The 19,351-nt window shown below is 63.2% G+C and carries 17 protein-coding genes and 2 tRNA genes; 3 read left to right on the top strand and 16 right to left on the bottom strand.

Annotated features, from left to right (window positions below; translation table 11 throughout):
* Positions 1 to 103 precede the first annotated feature (103 nt).
* The 7 genes from ACTG4K_RS16525 to tolB all read right to left on the bottom strand — a co-directional run bounded on the left by ACTG4K_RS16525 (position 104) and on the right by tolB (position 5,201).
* Positions 104 to 179 (bottom strand) — tRNA-Lys (locus ACTG4K_RS16525).
* 83 nt (positions 180 to 262) lie between these two features.
* Positions 263 to 338 (bottom strand) — tRNA-Lys (locus tag ACTG4K_RS16520).
* A 92-nt stretch (positions 339 to 430) separates the two neighbouring features.
* Complete coding sequence (locus ACTG4K_RS16515; protein ID WP_439115311.1) at positions 431 to 1,243, bottom strand: tRNA threonylcarbamoyladenosine dehydratase; 813 nt, start codon at positions 1,241 to 1,243, stop codon at positions 431 to 433.
* A complete protein-coding gene (locus tag ACTG4K_RS16510) occupies positions 1,222 to 2,334 on the bottom strand; it encodes a YeeE/YedE family protein (protein WP_439115310.1) in 1,113 nt (370 codons plus the stop codon). The genes ACTG4K_RS16515 and ACTG4K_RS16510 overlap by 22 nt, the downstream gene beginning before the upstream one ends.
* A gap of 70 nt (positions 2,335 to 2,404) precedes the next feature.
* A complete protein-coding gene (gene ybgF, locus ACTG4K_RS16505; RefSeq protein ID WP_439115309.1) occupies positions 2,405 to 3,187 on the bottom strand; it encodes a tol-pal system protein YbgF in 783 nt (260 codons plus the stop codon).
* Between the two features lie 5 nt (positions 3,188 to 3,192).
* The gene (gene pal / locus ACTG4K_RS16500) at positions 3,193 to 3,813 is read right to left on the bottom strand and encodes a peptidoglycan-associated lipoprotein Pal (RefSeq protein WP_439115308.1); all 621 of its coding nucleotides are present in this window, start codon (positions 3,811 to 3,813) and stop codon (positions 3,193 to 3,195) included.
* An 80-nt stretch (positions 3,814 to 3,893) separates the two neighbouring features.
* A complete protein-coding gene (tolB, locus tag ACTG4K_RS16495; protein WP_439115307.1) occupies positions 3,894 to 5,201 on the bottom strand; it encodes a Tol-Pal system beta propeller repeat protein TolB in 1,308 nt (435 codons plus the stop codon).
* A gap of 250 nt (positions 5,202 to 5,451) precedes the next feature.
* On the opposite strand from tolB, the gene msbA reads away from it, so the two are divergent.
* A complete protein-coding gene (gene msbA / locus ACTG4K_RS16490) occupies positions 5,452 to 7,263 on the top strand; it encodes a lipid A export permease/ATP-binding protein MsbA (RefSeq protein ID WP_439115306.1) in 1,812 nt (603 codons plus the stop codon).
* Between the two features lie 102 nt (positions 7,264 to 7,365).
* Here the strand turns inward: msbA and ACTG4K_RS16485 are convergent, their stop codons facing one another.
* The 8 genes from ACTG4K_RS16485 to ACTG4K_RS16450 all read right to left on the bottom strand — a co-directional run bounded on the left by ACTG4K_RS16485 (position 7,366) and on the right by ACTG4K_RS16450 (position 14,730).
* Positions 7,366 to 8,937 carry an Rne/Rng family ribonuclease gene (locus ACTG4K_RS16485; RefSeq protein ID WP_439115305.1) on the bottom strand — a complete coding sequence of 524 codons (1,572 nt, stop codon included), beginning with the start codon at positions 8,935 to 8,937 and terminating at the stop codon, positions 7,366 to 7,368.
* 41 nt (positions 8,938 to 8,978) lie between these two features.
* Positions 8,979 to 9,596, bottom strand: a complete 618-nt coding sequence (locus tag ACTG4K_RS16480; protein ID WP_439115304.1) for a Maf family protein — start codon at positions 9,594 to 9,596, stop codon at positions 8,979 to 8,981.
* Between the two features lie 105 nt (positions 9,597 to 9,701).
* Positions 9,702 to 10,169: a 23S rRNA (pseudouridine(1915)-N(3))-methyltransferase RlmH gene (gene rlmH, locus ACTG4K_RS16475; RefSeq protein WP_304830895.1), complete on the bottom strand. Its 468-nt coding sequence runs from the start codon at positions 10,167 to 10,169 to the stop codon at positions 9,702 to 9,704.
* Positions 10,166 to 10,951, bottom strand: a complete 786-nt coding sequence (rsfS, locus tag ACTG4K_RS16470) for a ribosome silencing factor (protein WP_439115303.1) — start codon at positions 10,949 to 10,951, stop codon at positions 10,166 to 10,168. Before rsfS ends, rlmH begins: the two co-directional genes overlap by 4 nt.
* Positions 10,948 to 11,631 carry a nicotinate (nicotinamide) nucleotide adenylyltransferase gene (gene nadD / locus ACTG4K_RS16465; protein WP_439115302.1) on the bottom strand — a complete coding sequence of 228 codons (684 nt, stop codon included), beginning with the start codon at positions 11,629 to 11,631 and terminating at the stop codon, positions 10,948 to 10,950. The genes rsfS and nadD overlap by 4 nt, the downstream gene beginning before the upstream one ends.
* A complete protein-coding gene (gene hemF, locus ACTG4K_RS16460; RefSeq protein ID WP_439115301.1) occupies positions 11,628 to 12,542 on the bottom strand; it encodes an oxygen-dependent coproporphyrinogen oxidase in 915 nt (304 codons plus the stop codon). The genes nadD and hemF overlap by 4 nt, the downstream gene beginning before the upstream one ends.
* A 52-nt stretch (positions 12,543 to 12,594) precedes the next feature.
* Positions 12,595 to 13,869: a phosphoribosylamine--glycine ligase gene (gene purD / locus ACTG4K_RS16455; protein WP_439115300.1), complete on the bottom strand. Its 1,275-nt coding sequence runs from the start codon at positions 13,867 to 13,869 to the stop codon at positions 12,595 to 12,597.
* Between the two features lie 141 nt (positions 13,870 to 14,010).
* The gene (locus ACTG4K_RS16450) at positions 14,011 to 14,730 is read right to left on the bottom strand and encodes a YebC/PmpR family DNA-binding transcriptional regulator (protein WP_439115299.1); all 720 of its coding nucleotides are present in this window, start codon (positions 14,728 to 14,730) and stop codon (positions 14,011 to 14,013) included.
* Between the two features lie 102 nt (positions 14,731 to 14,832).
* Between ACTG4K_RS16450 and ACTG4K_RS16445 the strand changes: the two genes are divergently transcribed.
* Both ACTG4K_RS16445 and ACTG4K_RS16440 read left to right on the top strand, forming a co-directional pair.
* Positions 14,833 to 16,371, top strand: a complete 1,539-nt coding sequence (locus ACTG4K_RS16445; protein ID WP_439115298.1) for a helicase HerA-like C-terminal domain-containing protein — start codon at positions 14,833 to 14,835, stop codon at positions 16,369 to 16,371.
* 16 nt (positions 16,372 to 16,387) lie between these two features.
* A complete protein-coding gene (locus tag ACTG4K_RS16440) occupies positions 16,388 to 16,873 on the top strand; it encodes a DUF1499 domain-containing protein (RefSeq protein WP_439115297.1) in 486 nt (161 codons plus the stop codon).
* A 93-nt stretch (positions 16,874 to 16,966) separates the two neighbouring features.
* Here the strand turns inward: ACTG4K_RS16440 and clpA are convergent, their stop codons facing one another.
* The gene (gene clpA / locus ACTG4K_RS16435; protein WP_439115296.1) at positions 16,967 to 19,306 is read right to left on the bottom strand and encodes an ATP-dependent Clp protease ATP-binding subunit ClpA; all 2,340 of its coding nucleotides are present in this window, start codon (positions 19,304 to 19,306) and stop codon (positions 16,967 to 16,969) included.
* Between the last annotated feature and the right edge of the window lie 45 nt (positions 19,307 to 19,351).

Below are 19,351 nucleotides of genomic sequence, written 5' to 3'. Positions count from 1 at the left end.
CAGCGGGACTTGCACCCGCAGGTGTACGCCCATGCTGGGCGCACAACAAAAAAGCCCGCTACGGTGCGCAGCGGGCTTTTCTTGGCCGAGAGGCCTGTGTATGTGGTGGGACGTGCGGGGGTCGAACCCACGACAAACGGATTAAAAGTCCGCTGCTCTACCAACTGAGCTAACGTCCCATCAATTTCAGCGGCAACTCAGAGAGCCAACACCAAAACCGGGGCAGGAGAACCAGCAGAGCTTGGTCACAACCTAAAAAAACTGGTGGGACGTGCGGGGGTCGAACCCACGACAAACGGATTAAAAGTCCGCTGCTCTACCAACTGAGCTAACGTCCCACTTCGCTTCACACAACAGTTTGCACCGTTCTGCGAAGCCTCAAATTATAGCGTCACTTTTACCCCTCTTTTGAGAGGCAGAGGCGCTTTTTTCATTTTTCGGCCAGGGTGTTCAAAACCCAGCCCGCTGCGCACAAGCCGAAGGTCGCAGTGACGCTCACCACGGAACCGTAACCGTGGCAGTTGAGCGAGCTGTCCAGGTTTTCGATGGCGCAGGACGCGTCGGGCGGTGCCACCGCTTCGCGGCTGAAAACGCAGGCCACCTCCATGCGACCTGCGCGCGCGCCGCCGTGGTGTTTGCGCAGGCGGTAGCGCAGCTGCGCCAGCAAAGGGTCGTGCGTGACATCGGCCAGGTCATCCACCTCCACCGCTTGCGCTCGGCGCTTGCCACCGGCTGCGCCCACCGTGACAAAGTGCACACCACTTGCACCCGCCCAAGCGGCAAGCGTGGTCTTGGCGCGCACCTGATCGCAGGCGTCGATCAAGGCTGACGGCACAGGCACGTCGGGGCCCAGCGCGGCACCGAGCAAGGCAGGCCAGTTGTCGGGGTTGACGAAATCGTCGATCACATCCACCGTGCAGCCGGGGTGAAACAGCGCGATGCGCTCGCGCATGGCCTCGGCCTTGGATTGGCCGAGGGTGGGCTCCAAGGCGTGAATCTGCCGGTTGATGTTGGATTCGGACACGTGGTCCAGGTCGATCAGGGTGAGCCTGCCCACCCCGCTGCGCGCCAACGCTTCGACAGACCAAGACCCCACACCACCAATGCCGACCACCACAACGTGCGCGTCAAAAATGCGCTGCGCACCGTCAACGCCATAGAGGCGGCGCAAGCCGCCAAAGCGGCGCTCGAAGGTTTCGGTCGTGTCTATTCGATTGGCGCTCACTCGCGCTCCAGGAGCCACATCTGGAAGCGGAAGCCACCGATGGAACCCACAAAGATGCCCGCGACCGCAATCATGCTGGTGAGGCTGAGCGTGGACAGACCCGACAGCCCCTGCCCGACCGTGCAGCCCATGGCGGTGACGCCTCCCACGCCCATGCACACGGCACCGACCAGGTGCAGCGCGGTGTCTTCGGTGCTGCGGAAGCCTTCCCAGCGAAAGCTGCGGCTCAACTGGGCCTGCACAAAGGCACCCACCACCACGCCAACCACCGTCACCACACCCAGCGTCAATACTTTGGACGTGTCGCTGAAAAAGATCACCCAGTCCAGCGTGTAGGCCATGGGCGCTGTGAAGGTCAGCGATTCCATGCGGCCGGTGTTGGTGGCCAGGTACACCGACTCCAGGGTTTCGGGGTGCTCAGGCACGAAACCCAGGTGACCGCTGACCCACCACATGGCCGCAATGACCAGCCCTAGGCCGCCGCCGGCCAACAGGTTGTTGGCGTTGCGAAAGTCGGGGCCGAGCAAAGCCCACACGATCAGTGCACCGCCCACCAGCAAGGCCACCAGCAAGCCGGTGACAGCCGGGTCAAACCCCAAGCCGGAGGCCACCCATGCGGGCATGGCACTGCCTGCCGGGATGTCGAAAGCCACCCGGTCAACCGTGTTGACGCGCAGCACGGCCAGCACGCCACGCAAGGTGGCGAAGGCGGCAAAACCCATCACGAAGAAAACCACCAGCGATTTCAGGCTGCCAGCACCGATGCGCGCCAGGGTTTTGCTGCCGCAGCCCGACGCCAGCACCATGCCAAAACCAAACAGCCCGCCACCCACCAGGGCAGAAAGCCAGATGATGCGGCCCGAAGCGTAAATGGTGCTTTTCGCATCGATCCAGCCCAGCCAGGCCATGGCGTGAAACCCGATCATGGCCACGCCCACCGCCATCGCCCAGGTTCGCATGCGCGTCCAGTCGCCCATGTTCACAATGTCGCTGAGGGCGCCCATGGTGCAAAAATGGGTGCGCTGCGCAATGAAACCAAACGCCACCGCGACCGCGAAAGCGGCCCAGAGCACCAGGGTTTGCAGTTTTATGAGGTCGGCGATTTCCATGGGCGCCATTGTAGGAGCACGCGGACCCCGACCGCCCACGCAGGGGCGTTCAGGAAACGCTGAAACCGCCTCAGCGCAAGCGGGCCAGGCGCTCGCGACCGGCGGCTGCCGCTTCCGATTCGGGATGGGCTTTGACCAGTTCCTCCAGGGTGCGGCGCGCGGCGCGGGTTTCCTTCAGCTCAACCTGGCTGTTGGCCATGGCCAGCATGGCCTCTGGCGTGCGCAGGTGGGCCGGAAACTGGGTGACGAGGCGGCGGTGGCTCTCAATGGCCTCTTTATAGGCACGGCTGGCGTATTGCGCGTTGCCCAGCCAGTACAGGCTCGACGGGGTGTAGCCGCTGTCTGGGTAGCGGCGCAGAAATGCCGCGTAGGCCGTGGCCGCTGCTTCAAACTCGGAACGGCGCAGCACCTCCATCGCAGCGTCAAAGTCGCGCTTTTCGTTCGGTGCAGCGGTGAAGTTCAACCCGTCGTGGGTGATGCGCAAGGGCTCGACCTGGCGCAGCCGCTCGTCCAAACCCGTCTGCACGTCTTTTTGCTGGCGCTGCAGCTCGGACACCTCCCGCGAGAGTTGTTCGTTCTGGCCCCGCAAGCGGGCAATCTCGGCCCGCAACTGCTCCAACTGGTTGGCCAGATCCAGCAAGCTGCGGCGCGTGACAGCCTGTCCCTCGCGAGCCTCGGTGGCGGCCGCGTCGCCCACCTGCCGGTTGGCGTCTACCTTTTGACGCAGATCGATGATGGCCTTGCGGGCTTCATCGTCACCAAAAAAGGCTTGTGCCTGCAAAGGCCAAAGCGCCGAAGCACCCAACAACAGGGCCGACAGCGTGGGAGAGACGGAACGAATCATGGTGGGCATGGTGTTCAACGGTAGGTCAGCTCAACCCGGCGGTTCTTGGCAAAAGCGGCTTCATCAAAACCGACCACAGCCGGCTTCTCTTCACCAAAGCTCACCGCCTCCATCTGGGCTTCACTCACGCCGAGCAGCGACAGTGCCCGGCGCACCGCCTCACCCCGTTTCTGACCGAGTGCGAGGTTGTACTCGCGCCCACCGCGCTCATCCGTGTGCCCTTCCAGCGCCACGCGGCGGCGGCTGTTCGCAGCCAGGTATTTGGCGTGGGCTTCCAGCGTGGGGGCAAATTCAGCGCGCACTTCAAAGCTGTCATAGTCGAAATACACGGTGCGGGCCATGGCGGTGGGCTGGGCCACATCACCGCCCGCGACTTCCACGCCGGACACCCCGCGCTGGTCAGCAGCGCCAGCGGCAGCTGAGCCACCTCCCTGAGCCATGGTGCTGACATCGGTACCCGTGCGGTCTGCCACCGGCACGTCATCCAGTTTCACATTGGAGCCGCAGGCAACCAGCGTGGTGACCACCAGCGCGCTCACCAGCACACCCGCCCAGCGGCGGCCCGATGACGGGTGGGCAAACGATCCGTCCAAGGCCTGCTTCAGCTCAGCGGGGGTGCGTGTGTCATTCAACATGTGGTGTCCTCTTGGAGTGGTCATGGGTGTTGGAAAGAAAAGTGAAGGCGAAGCGCAGTGGCTGCGGTTTGCCTTGCCGGTCAACGCAGGAAGGGGCCCCATTCGGGCTCGCGAATGTCGCCCTGCGCACCCGCCAATCGGGTTTTGATGCGGCCGTCCACGCTGGTGGTCATCAGCGCCTCCTGGCCTTTGTCGCGGGTGGCATAAATGATCATGCGGCTGTTGGGCGCAAAACTGGGGCTTTCGTCGGCGGCGCTCTCGGTGAGTGCCGTAACGGTGCCGCTGGCGATCTCCATCACGTGCAGGCGAAAGGCACCGTTGACGCGGGAGATGAAAGCCAGCCAGCGCCCATCGGGGCTGGGTGCCGGCGAGATGTTGTAGTTGCCCGCAAATGACACCCGCTCGGCGTTGCCGCCTTGGGCACCCATGCGGTAAATCTGGGGCGAGCCACCACGGTCGCTGACGAAATAGATGCTCTTTCCATCGGCGCTGAACACAGGTTCGGTGTCGATGCTGGCCGTCTGGGTCAGGCGGCGTGGCTGAGCGCCGTTAACGTCCATGACATACACCTGCGCATTGCCTGAAAGCGACAAGGTGGCCACCAACTGGCGGCCATCAGGTGACCAGGCGGGCGCGCTGTTGGAGCCTTTGAAATTGGCCAAGAGACGGCGCTTGCCCGAGGCCACGTCGTGCGCGTAGATCACGGGCTTGCGCGCTTCAAACGACACGTAGGCGAGCTGCGAACCACCTGGCGCCCAGCTCGGGGAAATGATGGGCTCTGGGCTGGTCAGCGCGGCACGGGCGTTCTCGCCGTCGGTGTCGGCCACCCACAGGTTGTAGCGCGGCCCGGCTTTTGTGACATAGGCGATCCGGGTAGAAAACACGCCTTTTTCGCCCGTGATTTTTTCGTAGACATGATCGGCAATGCGGTGAGCCGCCAGCCGCAACTCCTGCGCCGACACCGGGTAGCTCAAGCCGCCCAGGTCTTGACCGCGCACCACGTCCCAGAGCCTGAAGCGCACGTCAAAGCGGCCATCGGCCAGGCGCATCACGCTGCCGGTTAGCAGGGAATCGGCGCCTTTTTCGCGCCATGGCGCGAGTTCGGGGCGGGATGTCTCGTCCAGCCCGCCCGCAACCGGTGGCACAAACCGAAACTGGCCGCTGCGCTCCAGGTCGGCACGCACGATGGCGGCAATGTCCTGACTGGCTGCATCGTTGCCGCGAAAGCCCACGGCCGAAAACGGGAACTGCGTCAAACCCACGCCGGAGACTTCCACTCGAAACTGAGCGCGGGCATCGCTGAGCGGCCAGGTGAGCACGGGCAAGGTGGCTATAGCGCCCAGCAGGGTGCGCCGTTGGGCAGAAAGTCTGAGGTCAAATCGCGTCAAATCCAGCATCCTTTTGGGGTATTGATCAGGCACTTGGTGGTCCCGTTTGGGACCGGCTGCGCCACTGCGACCGATAATAACGGACAGCTTTAAGAGGCCCGTGACAAGATGTGCACACCGCTACCCGGTTGCTCATGACACACCTCAACCGCAACGAACTCCCGATTTCCGATTCCCCGATGGGCCGAAACGTTCCTCAAGTTCCGAAATTTTTGATCGCCATCCGTTGACTTCCATACCCATCTCGCCCATGTCCGTCCCGACCGATACCGTGCTGCAACGGATGAAACGGCTGTGGCCCTATTTTCGCTCGGCACGCACCGGCATCGTGATGGCGGCCGCGGCCACGCTGATCGGTGCACTCACCGAACCCCTGATCCCAGCCCTGCTCAAAACCTTGCTGGACCGCGGATTTGCCCAAGGCAATATCGACCTCTGGATGGTGCCCGTGGCGCTGCTGGGTTTGTTTGGCGTACGCGGGCTGGCCGGTTTCGTGGCGCAGTACGCGCTTTCGTACACCGCCAGCCTGGGCATGCTGAACATGCGCCGGGCCATGTTTGTCAAGCTGAACGAAGCGCAGATGACGCTGTTTGCACGGCAGAGTGCCAGCAAGCTTTCAAACACGCTGGTGTACGAGGTTCAGACCGGCTCCACCATGCTGGTGGCCGCCCTGCTGACCCTGACCAAAGACAGCCTCACGCTGCTCGCCCTGCTCGGTTATCTGATGTACCTGAACTGGAAGCTGACCCTGATCGTGCTGCTGCTGTTTCCAGGCCTGATCCTGATCATGCGGGTGCTCTCGCGCCGGCTGTACAAACTCACCCGCGCCAGCCAGCAGGCCACCGACGAGCTGGCCTACGTGGTGGAAGAAAACGCCCTCGCCCACCGCATGGTGCGGCTGCACGGCGCGCAAGAACGCCAGACCCAGCGCTTTGACCACCTGAGCGTGGCGCTGCGCCGTCTCGCGCTCAAGTCGACCGTGGCCATGGCGGCCATGACACCGCTGACGCAGTTGCTCGCGGCCACGGCGCTGTCGGCCGTGATTGCGGTGGCGCTGTGGCAAAGCAGCCGCACCGGTGTCACGGTGGGCAACTTTGTGGCGTTTGTCACCGCCATGCTGATGCTGATCACCCCCATACGGCACCTGGCGGAAATCGCGGGTCCCATCACACGGGGCCTGACAGCACTGGAACGTGGGCTGGACCTGATTGAAAACACCCCTGTGCAAACCGGCGGCACGCACACCGCGGCCCGTGCGCTCGGCGCCATTGAGCTGGACAACGTGTGGGTGCGCTACCCCGCCAAAGACGGCGCAACACCGGTCGCCGCCGACGACGACAGCCGCACCGCGCTGCGCGGCATTCACCTGCGCATAGCGCCGGGCGAGGTATTGGCCTTCGTCGGACCCTCGGGCTCGGGCAAGACCACATTGGCCAACCTGCTGCCTCGGTTTGTCGAAGTAGAACGCGGTGTGGTGCGTTTGGACGGCGTGCCCGTGCCCGACTGGAGCCTGCCCAGCCTGCGTCAGCAGTTCGCCATGGTCAGCCAGGATGTGGTGATGCTCAACGACACGCTGGCTGCCAACGTGGCCCTGGGGTCGAGCGACAAGGCCATCGACGAGGCGCGTGTGCTCGCTGCCCTGCAGTCGGCCAACCTGGGCGATCTGATTGCCCGTTTGCCACAAGGCATACACAGCACCGTGGGGCACAACGCGGCCGAGCTCTCGGGTGGCCAGCGCCAGCGGTTGGCCATTGCCCGCGCCATCTACAAAGATGCGCCCATTTTGATCCTGGACGAGGCCACGTCGGCGCTGGACAACGAGTCAGAGCGGCTGGTGCAAGACGCGCTGTCCCGGCTGATGAAAGGCCGGACCACCCTGGTCATTGCACACCGCCTGTCCACCATTGAGCACGCCAACCGCGTGGTTGTGCTGGCCGACGGCCAGATCAGCGAACAAGGTACCCACCAGCAACTGATGCGCGCCGACGGGCTGTACGCGCGCCTGCACGCGCAAGGTTTCACGCCGGAACCCAACACGGATGACGCCAAACCAGGCATTTGACCGGAGCGCTCGCCCCCACCCAGCACACGCCGTGGAACCGGCTCAGCCGGGCCACCAGCGTGGTCCCCCTGGGGGGACGCCGCGCAGCGGCGCAGGGGGGAACTAAAGAAGCACGATGTCGTACTGCTCTTGCGTCATCGAGCTTTCGGCCTGCAGCGAAATAGGCTTGCCGATGAAGTCGCTCAGCCCGGCCAAGTGCTGGCTTTCTTCGTCCAGAAACAGCTCCACCACTTTGGGTGAGGCCACCACCCGAAACTCGCGTGGATTGAAGGCCCGGGCTTCGCGCAAAATTTCCCGCAGCACGTCGTAGCACACGCTGCGCGCGGTTTTCACCACGCCCTTGCCGCTACAGGCCGGGCATGGCTCGCTGAGCATGTGCGCCAGTGACTCGCGGGTGCGTTTGCGCGTCATCTCCACCAGACCCAGCTGCGAAAAGCCGCCGGTCATGGTCTTCACCCGATCGCGCGCCAGTTGCTTGCGGAACTCGGTCAGCACCGCGTCCCGGTGGTCTTCGCGCACCATGTCGATGAAATCAACAATCACGATACCGCCCAGGTTGCGCAGGCGCAGTTGCCGCGCAATGGTCAGCGCCGCCTCCAGGTTGGTGCGAAAGACGGTATCGTCAAAGTTGCGGGCACCCACATAACCACCCGTGTTCACATCCACCGTGGTGAGCGCTTCGGTCTGGTCGATCACCAGGTAACCGCCCGACTTCAACTCCACCCGGCGGCTGAGCGCACGGGCAATGTCTTCGTCGACGTTGTACAGATCAAAAATAGGGCGCTCACCGCTGTAATGCTGCAGCTTGCTCACGGTGTCGGGCATGAACTCGGCAGCGAAGGCCTGCAACAAACCGTGCTGCTCGCGCGAGTCAATGCGAATGGACTGCGTCTGCGTGCCGACCAGATCGCGCAGCACACGCTGCATCAAATTCAGGTCTTCGTGCAGCAGCGTGGCCGCTGGCTGGCGCGTGGCGGCGTCCTTGATGCGCAACCAGGTCTTGCGCAGATAAGCAGTGTCTTCGATCAGCTCCTCATCGCTGGCATCTTCGGCGTTGGTGCGCAAAATGAAGCCCCCGGCCGCTGTGCCATCGGCGGTGGCGGTGAGCCGCACCAGCCGTTGGCGCAGCGCTTCGCGCTGGGCCGGTGGTATTTTCTGCGACACGCCAATGTGGGTGTCTTGCGGCAAGAAAACCAGCAAGCGCCCGGCGATGCTGATTTGCGCCGTCAGGCGGGCGCCCTTGCTGCCGATCGGGTCTTTCAGCACCTGCACCATCAGTGCCTGGCCTTCAAAGATCTGGCGCTCGATGGGCAACACCGCATTGGGCGTGAGAACGCGGGCATTGCCATTGCTTGTGCCACTGTTGGCTTGCACCGGCGGCGCTGATGGCTCCGCCACCGACCCAGTGGCCGCGCGCTCGCGAGGGGTGGCGTGTTTGGCGGCTATGTTGGGCATGAGGTCGGCCACATGCAAAAAGGCCGCTCGGTCCAGACCAATGTCAATAAAGGCTGACTGCATCCCCGGCAGCACCCGGGAAATTTTGCCCAGGTAGATGTTGCCCACCAGGCCACGCTCCAGTGTGCGCTCCAGGTGGACTTCTTGCACAGCGCCCTGCTCCACCACCGCCACGCGGGTTTCCTGTGGTGCCCAATTGATCAGGATGTCCTGGCTCATGTGAATGGTTTGTCCCGTGTGTTTTTTGAAGCGGCGTGGCGTCAGATCAGGCGCACGCCCGCAGCGCGCAGCACCTGCGCGGTCTCGTGCGCAGGCAGACCCATGATGCCCGAATAACTGCCGCTGATGTGGCTCGCCCACAGCGCAGCGCGGCCCTGGATGGCGTAGGCCCCCGCCTTGCCCATCGGTTCGCCGGAATCCACGTAGCGGCGTATCTGAGCAGCACTCAGCGGCTCAAACGTGACCCACGAGGTGGACAGCGCAGCCCAGCTTTTGGCGCCGCGCGCGCCCGTTCGGCCCACGGCCACCGCGGTCAACACCCGGTGGCGGTGACCGGCGAGGTCGGCCAGCATCTGGCACGCATCAGCGGCGTTGGCCGGTTTGCCCAGAATGCGCCGCCCCAACGCCACCGTGGTGTCGGCACACAGCACCGGCGCAGGCGGCAGCCCTCGGCGACTGAGCCGGGCCAGCGAGGCCTGCAGCTTGAGCCCCGTCACGCGCTGCACGTAGGCCGCCGGTGCTTCGCCGGGCGCCACAGCTTCGAGCGATTCGACGTCTTCCTCAGCATCGGGCAGCAGCAGTTCGCAGCGCACGCCCCATTGCTCCAACAGCTGCAGGCGGCGCGGGCTTTGAGAGGCCAGGTAGATGAAGTCAGACATGGTGTTTGGGGTGGAGAAGTGCAAAAATTCGGCCTGGAGGCGTGCGACCACAAGGCGAACCACCCATGCAGCGGCAGGTCCGTTGCCGCAAGGCAGACGCCGGCTTCACTCCCGGTGGTACGGGTGGTTCGCGTTAACCGACCAGGCACGGTAGAGCTGCTCGATCAACAGCACGCGCACCATGGCGTGCGGCAAGGTGAGGTCGGACAGGCGAATGCGCTGGTGCGCCGCCGCCCGAAAAGCGGGCTCAAGTCCGTCGGGGCCGCCAATCACCAACGCCACGTCGTCGCTGTCCAGCTGCCATTGCTGCAGCTGCTGCGCCAGCGCCTTGGTGGTCAGCGTGGTGCCGCGTTCGTCCAGCACCACCACACGGCAACCACGCGGCAGTACCGCCTGAATGCGCTCGCGCTCAGCGGCCAGCAGCGTGTCCAGCGTTTTGGAGCCCCGCGGCTCGGTCTTCACGGTTTTGAGCTCCACCCGAAGCTCGGGCGGAAAGCGCTTGGCGTAATCGTCGTAGGCGGTCTGGGCCCAGTCGGGCACCCGTTGCCCGACCGCGACGATCAGCAGCTTCATGCCTTTTTCTTGGCGGCCGGTTTGGCTGCGGCTTTGGGCGCGCTCTTGGCTGCGGGCTTGGCAACCGCTTTGGGGGCGACCTTGGCGACAGCCTTGGGCGCGGCTTTGGCGGTGGCACGTGGCTTGTTCACCACCAGCTTTTGCAGCGTAGCCTTGGGCTGGGCGGTGGTGCTGGTGGCCGTTTTGCGGGCGGTGGTGGTTTTTTTCGCTGCCGTGGTACTCGCCGTTTTCTTGCTGGCAGGCTTGGCCGTTGCCTTGGGGCTTGTTTTCACGGCCGGCGTTGCGGCAGCGGTTTTGGCCGCTGACTTGGCTGCCGTGCGCGCCACGGTCTTGGCGGCGACCGCTTTGACGGGCGCAGCAGCCTTGCGCTTGCTGGTTTTGGCGGCGGGCTTTTCGGCCACCGCAGGCTTGGGCGCGCCATGTTTCAGGCGCACTGGCGTGGCGCCCCAGATTTCTTCCAGACGGTAATACTGGCGGATGACGGGTTGCATGATGTGAGCCACAGCAGCACCGCAATCCACGATGATCCATTCGCCGTTTTCTTCGCCTTCGATGCGTGGCTTGTCAAAGCCAGCCTCTCGAACCGCATCGCGCACGCTGGCAGCGAGTGCTTTCGTCTGGCGGTTGGACGTGCCGCTGGCCACAATCACGCGCTCAAACAAGGGCGAGAGCTTTTCCGTGTTGAAGACCACGATGTCCTGGGCCTTGACGTCCTCGAGTCCATCGACGATGGCCCGCTGAAGTTTCTGGATGTCTTTTTTGGCTATGGTTTCGCTGGTCATGAATGGTTCTGATAAAGGTGATTGTGTGAAATATAGCCTGCGACGGCCTCGGGCACCAAAACGTCGAGCGCGCCGCTGCGGCTCACGGGTCGTTCGATGTGGGCGCGCACGGCTGTGGCGCTGATGTTTTTGAGCGGCATTTGCAAGCGCTCAAAGGGCAGATCGACGCCGGAAAGGTCCATTTCCTGGACCTGATCGAGGGCGCCGTCGGCCCCGATGTTGACAGCCCGGTTGGCCACCGCCAGTGTGGCTTGCGCCAGCACCTCGGGCCAGCGCACCCAGCTTTTAAACGCCAGCAGCTGGTCGGCACCGAGCACCAGAAAGAGCTGTGCACCCGGGTATTCAGTGGCGAGTTCGCGCAAAGTGTCGGCCGTGTAGCTTGGGCCTTGTCGCTCAATTTCACGCGCGTCAATACGCGTGAAAGGCAAGTCACCAAAGGCCAGCGCACACATGGCCTGCCGGTGGGTGGCGGGTGTGAGCACCCGAGATTTGTGCCACGCCTGTCCCGTAGGCAGGATGTGCAACACGTCCAGCCCCAGCTGGCTCAGCGCCGCTTCGGCCAGGGCGCGGTGAGCCCAGTGCGGCGGATCGAAGGCGCCTCCAAACACACCCACGCGCAAGGGTCTTGCGCCTGCAAAAGACACGTCAGCGGAAGGGGTGCCGGTTGGCACGTGGTTCACACCCAGTCCTTGCGAACCAGGAATTCTTTGTTCAGACGGTCTTCGGGCGTGCCCTTTTTGCTTTGTCGGTTGTAAGACCAGCTCACCAGGGGGGGCATGGACAACAAAATGGATTCACTGCGCCCACCCGACTGCAACCCAAAATGCGTGCCACGGTCCCAGACCAGGTTGAATTCCACGTAGCGGCCCCGCCGATACAGTTGAAAACTGCGCTCGCGCTCGCCATAGGGCATGTTCTTGCGGCGGTCCACGATAGGCAGGTAGGCGTCCAGAAAGGCATCGCCCACCGAGGTCATCATGGCAAAGCTGCCGTCAAAACCGAGCTCAGAAAAGTCGTCAAAAAACACGCCCCCAATGCCGCGCTGCTCGTCGCGGTGCTTGAGATAAAAATACTCATCGCACCAGGTTTTGAAGCGGGGGTATTTGTCTACACCAAACGGATCCAGGGCGTTTTTGCATGTGTTGTGGAAGTGCACCGCATCTTCCTCAAACCCGTAGTACGGGGTCAGGTCCATGCCGCCACCGAACCAGCACACCGGCTCGCCACCCACCGGGGTGGCCGCGATCATGCGCACGTTCATGTGTACTGTGGGCACGTAGGGGTTGCGCGGGTGAAACACCAGTGAAACGCCCATTGCCTCAAAAGGCGCGCCCGAAAGCTCCGGGCGGTGCTGGGTGGCCGATGGCGGCAGGCGCGGCCCGCTCACATGCGAAAACCCGCAGCCGGCGCGCTCAAACACAGCACCGTCTTCGAGAATCTGCGTGATGCCGCTGCCCTGAAGCGTCTCGCCGGCGGGCTTCTTCCATTTGTCCACCAGAAACTGACCGCCGTCGACCAGGGCCACGGTGGAGGTGATGCGTTCCTGCAGATCGGTCAGATAGTCGCGAACGTTTTGGGTCGGGTTGTTCATAAAAATGGAATGTACGGGGTGCTGCCGCGCAGCGGCCGTTTGAAGCAGCTGTTCAAAGCGCCCGGTAACCGATGTCTCGGCGGAACTGCATACCGTCAAACCAGATGCCGTCGATCAGGGCGTAGGCACTGCGTTGCGCATCGGCCACGGTGGGGGCCAGCACGGTGGCGCACAACACGCGGCCGCCCGCAGTGAGCACGGCGCCGTTGGTTTCGCTGGTGCCTGCGTGAAACACCATGCGGTCAGATTGGTCCGCAGGCAGGCCTGTGATCGCGTCGCCTTTGCGGGGGTTCATGGGGTAACCGGCCGCAGCCAGCACCACGCCCAGCGCCACGCGGGGGTCCCATTCCAGGGCCACGCGGTCCAGCTCGGTGCGCGTGGCAGCCAGCAGCACCTGCGCCAAGTTGCTCTGCAGACGCATCAGAATCGGCTGGGTTTCGGGGTCGCCCATGCGGCAATTGAATTCCAGCGTTTTCACGCGGCCGTCGGGCGTGATCATGAGGCCGGCGTACAGGAAGCCGGTGTAAGGAATGCCATCGGCTGCCATGCCGCGCAGCGTGGGCAAGATCACTTCGTCCATCGCCCGCTGGTGCACCGCAGGTGTGACCACCGGCGCTGGAGAATAAGCGCCCATGCCGCCGGTGTTGGGGCCTTGGTCAGCATCTAGCAGACGTTTGTGGTCCTGGCTGGTGGCCAACGCCAAAGCATGCTCGCCGTCGCACAACACGATGAAACTGGCTTCTTCGCCTTCCAGGAACTCTTCAATGACCACACGCGCGCCACCGTCGTTGTGGGCCACGCCCAGGGTGTTGTCCAGCAGCATGAAGTCGATGGCTTCGTGCGCTTCGGCCAGACTCATCGCCACCACCACGCCTTTGCCCGCAGCCAAGCCGTCGGCCTTGATCACAATCGGCGCGCCCTTGGCATCCACGTAGGCATGGGCCAGCACCGGGTCGGTGAAGGTCTGGTATTCGGCCGTGGGAATGCCGTGGCGCTGCATGAAGGCTTTGCTGAACGCTTTGGAGCTCTCAAGCTGAGCGGCTTTTTGGGTTGGACCAAAAATGGCCAGACCGTGGGCGCGAAACTCATCCACGACGCCAGCGGCCAAGGGCGCCTCGGGGCCCACCACAGTCAAAGCAGCGCCGTTGGCCTGAACCCATTCGCGCAATGCCACCTTGTCGGTGATCGGCAGGTTGATAAGGTGCGCGTCGCGTGCCGTACCGGCGTTGCCCGGTGCCACAAACACCTGACTCACGCCCTCGGACTGCTTGAGCTTCCACGCCAGCGCGTGCTCGCGACCACCGCCGCCAATGACCAAAACTTTCAAACCGTTCTCCAAAATTCAGTTGTGTGTTCGACCAATGCAGTCGAAGCGCCGTGACCTACCCAGAACGCGGTGGAACCGGCTTTGCCGGGCCACTCTGCGTTTCCCCCTGGGGGCACGCACGAAGTGCGGCGTGGGTTGCCGTCAAACACTGGCGTTGTGAAAGACTTCCTGCACGTCATCCAGGTCTTCCAGCACGTCCAGCAGCTTTTGCATGCGGGCGGCATCGTCGCCGGTCAGTTCAATCGTGTTTTCTGCGCGCATGGTCACTTCAGCCACCTCGGGCACGAGGCCTGCCGCTTCCAGCGCGTTCTTCACGGCCTCAAAATCGGTGTAAGCGGTCAGCACCTCAATGGCGCCATCGTCGTCGGTGATCACGTCTTCAGCGCCCGCTTCCAGCGCCACTTCCATCACTTTGTCTTCAGAGGTGCCAGGCGCAAAAATGATCTGGCCGCAGTGTTTGAACTGGAATGCCACCGAGCCGTCGGTGCCCAGGTTGCCGCCATATTTGCTGAACGCGTGACGCACCTCGGCCACGGTGCGCACGCGGTTGTCGGTCATGGTGTCCACGATCACCGCGGCACCGCCAATGCCATAGCCTTCGTAGCGAATTTCTTCCAGGGCCTGGCCCTCCAGGTTGCCCGAGGCCTTGTCAACGTTGTATTTGATGCGGTCGGCCGGCATGTTGGCGGCCTTGGCTTTGTCGATCGCCAGGCGCAAGCGCGGGTTCATGGCCGGGTCACCGCCGCCCTGGCGGGCAGCCACGGTGATCTCACGGATGGCACGCGTCCAGATCTTGCCCCGCTTTTCGTCTTGACGACCCTTGCGGTGTTGAATATTTGCCCATTTGCTGTGTCCGGCCACGAAAGATTCCTTATGCCTGCTGAGGGTTTGATCTAATAAGCAAGCGATTTTACGATTTACCCAACCCGCCCCTCACGTCAACACCCGAAAGAAGCTGACCCCATGGCCGAACCGATGCTGATTGCCCAAAACGCCCACACCACCTGCCAGCTGTTACCTGGCCTGGCCAACCGCCACGGACTCATCACCGGAGCGACCGGCACGGGCAAAACGGTCACCTTGCAAACGCTGGCCGAGCAGTTCTCCAACATCGGCGTTCCGGTGTTCATGGCCGACGTCAAAGGCGACCTCACCGGTATCAGCCAGCGCGGCAGCTTCGGCGAAAAGCTCAGCACGGTGCTGAAAGAGCGCGGCATCACCCTGCCCGCCTCGCAAGCGTGCCCCACCACGCTGTGGGACGTGTTTGGCGAGCAGGGCCACCCGGTGCGCGCCACGGTCAGCGACATGGGCCCGCTGCTGCTGGCCCGCATGCTCAACCTGAACGACACCCAGGCAGGTGTGCTGAACCTGGTGTTCAAGATTGCCGACGACAACGGCCTGCTGCTGCTGGACATGAAAGACCTGCGCGCCATGCTGCAGCACGTGGGTGACAACGCCAAGCAGTTCACTACCGAATACGGCAACGTGAGCGCGGCCAGCATCGGCGCCATCCAGCGCGGGCTGATGCAAGTGGAGCAACAAGGGGGCGACCAGTTCTTTGGCGAACCCATGCTGGACATTCAGGACTTCATGCAAACCGTGGACGGCAAGGGTGTGATCAACATCCTGGCGGCCGACAAGCTGCTCAATGCGCCGCGCTTGTACGCCACCTTCCTGCTCTGGATGCTGTCGGAGCTGTTTGAAACCCTGCCCGAAATCGGCGACCCGGAAAAGCCCAAGCTGGTGTTCTTTTTTGACGAAGCCCACCTGCTGTTCAACGAAGCACCCAAGGTGCTGGTTGAGCGCATTGAGCTGGTGGTTCGGCTGGTGCGTTCCAAAGGCGTGGGCGTGTATTTCGTGACGCAAAACCCACTGGATATTCCGGACAGCGTGCTCGGCCAGCTCGGCAACCGGGTGCAGCACGCGCTGCGCGCCTTCACCCCGCGCGACCAGAAAGCCGTGAAAGCCACCGCGCAGACCATGCGCCCCAAGGCGGGGCTCGACATTGAAGCCGCCATAACCGAACTGGCGGTCGGCGAAGCGCTGGTGAGCCTGCTGGACGCCAAGGGCCGCCCCTGCGAAACGGAGCGCGTGTTTGTGGTGCCACCTGGCAGCCAGCTCGGCCCCATAACCCCACAGCAGCGCCAAGCCTTGCTGCAAGGCTCGCTGGTGGCGGGCGTGTACGAGGCGGTGGTGGACCGGGAAAGCGCCCACGAAATCTTGCGGGCCCACGTGGCCGCGCGCGCGCCCGAAGACACCGCACCCGCCAACCCCAAGACACCGCGCATTCCTGGGTCAGCTCAGCAAGCCCCCGAGGCCGCTGGTAGCGGCATTGGTGGCATGGTGAACGAAGCCCTGTTTGGCCGCACCGGGCCGCGGGGCGGGCAGTACGACGGCCTGGTGCAGACCATGGCCAAAACTGCGGCCCGCAGTGTGGCCAGCGGCATTGGGCGCCAGATCGTGCGCGGTGTGCTGGGCGGCCTGTTTGGCGGCAAGCGCTGAAACCGGCATGTCTACCATGAAACTCTTCTCAATGGCCCTGCCTGTGTTGCTGGGCGTGGGCCTGCTGGCCGCCCAGGGAGGCGCTCTGCGTGGCACCCAACCGAGCGATCTGGGTGTAAAGGACGGTCGCCTAAAAGCGCCCTCTGCCACCCGCAACAGCGTCAGCAGCCAGGCTGCGCTGCACCCGGACCATCCGCAAAAAGGGTACGCCAGCATCGAGCCGCTGCCGCTGAAAAACACCGATGCGGAAGCCACTTTGGCGGCGCTGACAAAAGCTCTGCAGTCGGTGCCAGGCGTGACCGTGGTCGAGCAGCAACCCGACTACATCTACGCGCAAGCCCAGACACGCTGGCTCAAGTTTGTGGACGATCTGGAATTCTGGGTCAACCCGGTGGCGGGTGTGGTGGAGCTTCGCAGCGCCAGCCGCCTGGGTCGGGAAGACTTTGGCGCCAACCGCCAGCGCATTGAAGCGGTGCGGGCTGCCTACCTGGCGCAACCCTGAAACCGGCTGCACACCTGAGCCGCAACCCTGCAAAAGGCCCGGAAGACCGGGCCTTTTGCATGGGGCCGCCGAAGCGGCATTTGAGCGCAGCGATTAGCCAGCCGTGGCTTCTTCCGGCTTGGCCTTGCCCTCTTTCTTGGGCAGCGGCAGGATGTCGAGCTTGACCTCTTGCGTCTCCTTGCCGTCTTCGCCGGTCTTGGTTTCCATGTCCACCGTGAGGCGGCCACCATCGGTCAGGCGTCCAAACAGCAACTCGTCGGCCAGGGCCCGGCGAATGGTGTCCTGGATCAGGCGCTGCATGGGGCGTGCGCCCATGAGTGGGTCAAAGCCCTTCTTGGCCAGGTGCTTGCGCAGCGCGTCGGTGAAGGTGACCTCGACCTTCTTCTCGGTCAGCTGGCCTTCCAACTGCAGCAAGAACTTGTCCACCACCCGCATGATGACGTTTTCGTCCAGCGACTTGAAGCCGACGATGGCGTCCAGGCGGTTGCGGAACTCGGGCGTGAACAAGCGCTTGATGTCAGCCATCTCGTCGCCAGCTTCGCGCGGGTTGGTGAAGCCAATGGTGGCCTTGTTCATGGTCTCGGCACCCGCGTTGGTCGTCATGATGACGATTACGTTGCGGAAGTCGGCCTTGCGCCCGTTGTTGTCGGTCAGCGTGCCGTGGTCCATCACCTGCAACAACACATTGAAGATGTCCGGGTGCGCTTTCTCGATCTCGTCGAGCAGCAGCACGCAGTGCGGCTTTTTGGTCACGGCTTCGGTCAGCAGGCCGCCCTGGTCAAAACCCACATAGCCTGGAGGCGCACCGATGAGGCGGCTCACGGCGTGGCGCTCCATGTACTCCGACATGTCAAAGCGGATCAGGTCGATGCCCATGATGTAGGCCAGTTGCTTGGCTGCTTCGGTCTTGCCGACGCCGGTGGGGCCGCTGAACAGGAAGGCGCCGATCGGCTTGTCGCTTTTGCCGAGACCCGAACGCGCCATCTTGACGCTGGAGGCCAGCACTTCGAGGGCCTTGTCCTGGCCGAACACCACGCTCTTGAGATCGCGCTCCAGCGTCTGCAGCTTGCCGCGGTCGTCGTTGGACACGTTGGCAGGGGGAATCCGAGCGATTTTCGCCACGATCTCTTCGACCTCGGTCTTGCTGATGGTTTTCTTGCGCTTGCTGGCCGGCAAGATGCGCTGCGCTGCACCGGCTTCGTCGATCACGTCAATCGCCTTGTCGGGCAGGTGGCGGTCGTTGATGTACTTGGCGCTCAGCTCAGCGGCCGCCTGCAGGGCGGCCAAGGCGTATTTCACGCCGTGGTGCTCTTCAAAGCGCGACTTCAGACCCTTAAGGATGTCCACGGTCTGCTCCACCGTCGGCTCGACCACGTCCACCTTCTGGAAGCGGCGCGAAAGCGCAGCGTCTTTTTCAAAGATGCCTCGGTATTCGGTAAAGGTGGTGGCGCCAATGCACTTCATCTGGCCGCTGGACAAGGCCGGCTTGAGCAGGTTGGACGCGTCCAGCGTGCCACCGGACGCAGCGCCCGCACCAATCAAGGTGTGGATTTCGTCGATGAACAAAATTGCGTTGGGCTTGTCCTTGAGCGACTTGAGCACGCCTTTGAGTCGCTGCTCAAAATCGCCGCGGTACTTGGTGCCGGCCAGCAGAGCACCCATGTCCAGCGAATACACGAGCGATTCAGCCAAAATTTCTGGTACATCGCCCTGAGTAATGCGCCAAGCGAGGCCCTCGGCGATGGCGGTTTTGCCCACGCCTGCTTCACCCACCAGCAGCGGGTTGTTTTTGCGGCGGCGGCACAAGATCTGAATGACGCGCTCGACCTCGTAGTCACGCCCGATCAGGGGATCAATTTTGCCGTCTTTGGCCAACTGGTTCAGGTTCTGTGTGAACTGCTCCAGCGGCGAGGCCTTTTCATTTTGCTTGCCCTCGGTGCCCTGCTCTTCGTTCTCGGAAGCGCTCTCGCCAGGTTTGGCGGCCTCGGGCGGGTCGCTCTTGCGGATGCCATGGGCGATGAAATTGACCACGTCCAGGCGCGTCACGCCCTGCTGGTGCAGGTAGTACACGGCGTGGGAATCTTTTTCACCAAAAATGGCCACCAGCACGTTGGCACCTGTGACTTCCTTCTTGCCGTTGCCCGTGCTTTGCACGTGCATGATGGCGCGCTGAATGACGCGCTGGAAACCGAGGGTGGGCTGGGTATCCACCTCGTCCGTGCCGGCGACCTGTGGCGTGTTGTCCTTGATGAAATTCGTCAGGGATTTGCGCAAGTCGTCGATGTTGGCAGAACAAGCGCGCATCACCTCAGCGGCGCTGGGGTTGTCGAGCAGCGCAAGCAGCAGATGCTCGACGGTGATGAATTCGTGGCGTTGCTGGCGGGCCTCAACAAAGGCCATGTGCAAGCTGACTTCAAGTTCCTGGGCGATCATGGACACGTCCTTTGGGCTGTGGGTGATTTGAAAAGCTGACGTTCG

This window comes from Hydrogenophaga sp. (assembly GCF_965657535.1).
GTDB lineage: Bacteria > Pseudomonadota > Gammaproteobacteria > Burkholderiales > Burkholderiaceae_C > Hydrogenophaga.
Note: the sequence above shows the minus strand (reverse complement) of the source record. Positions and strands in the feature narration are given on the sequence as shown.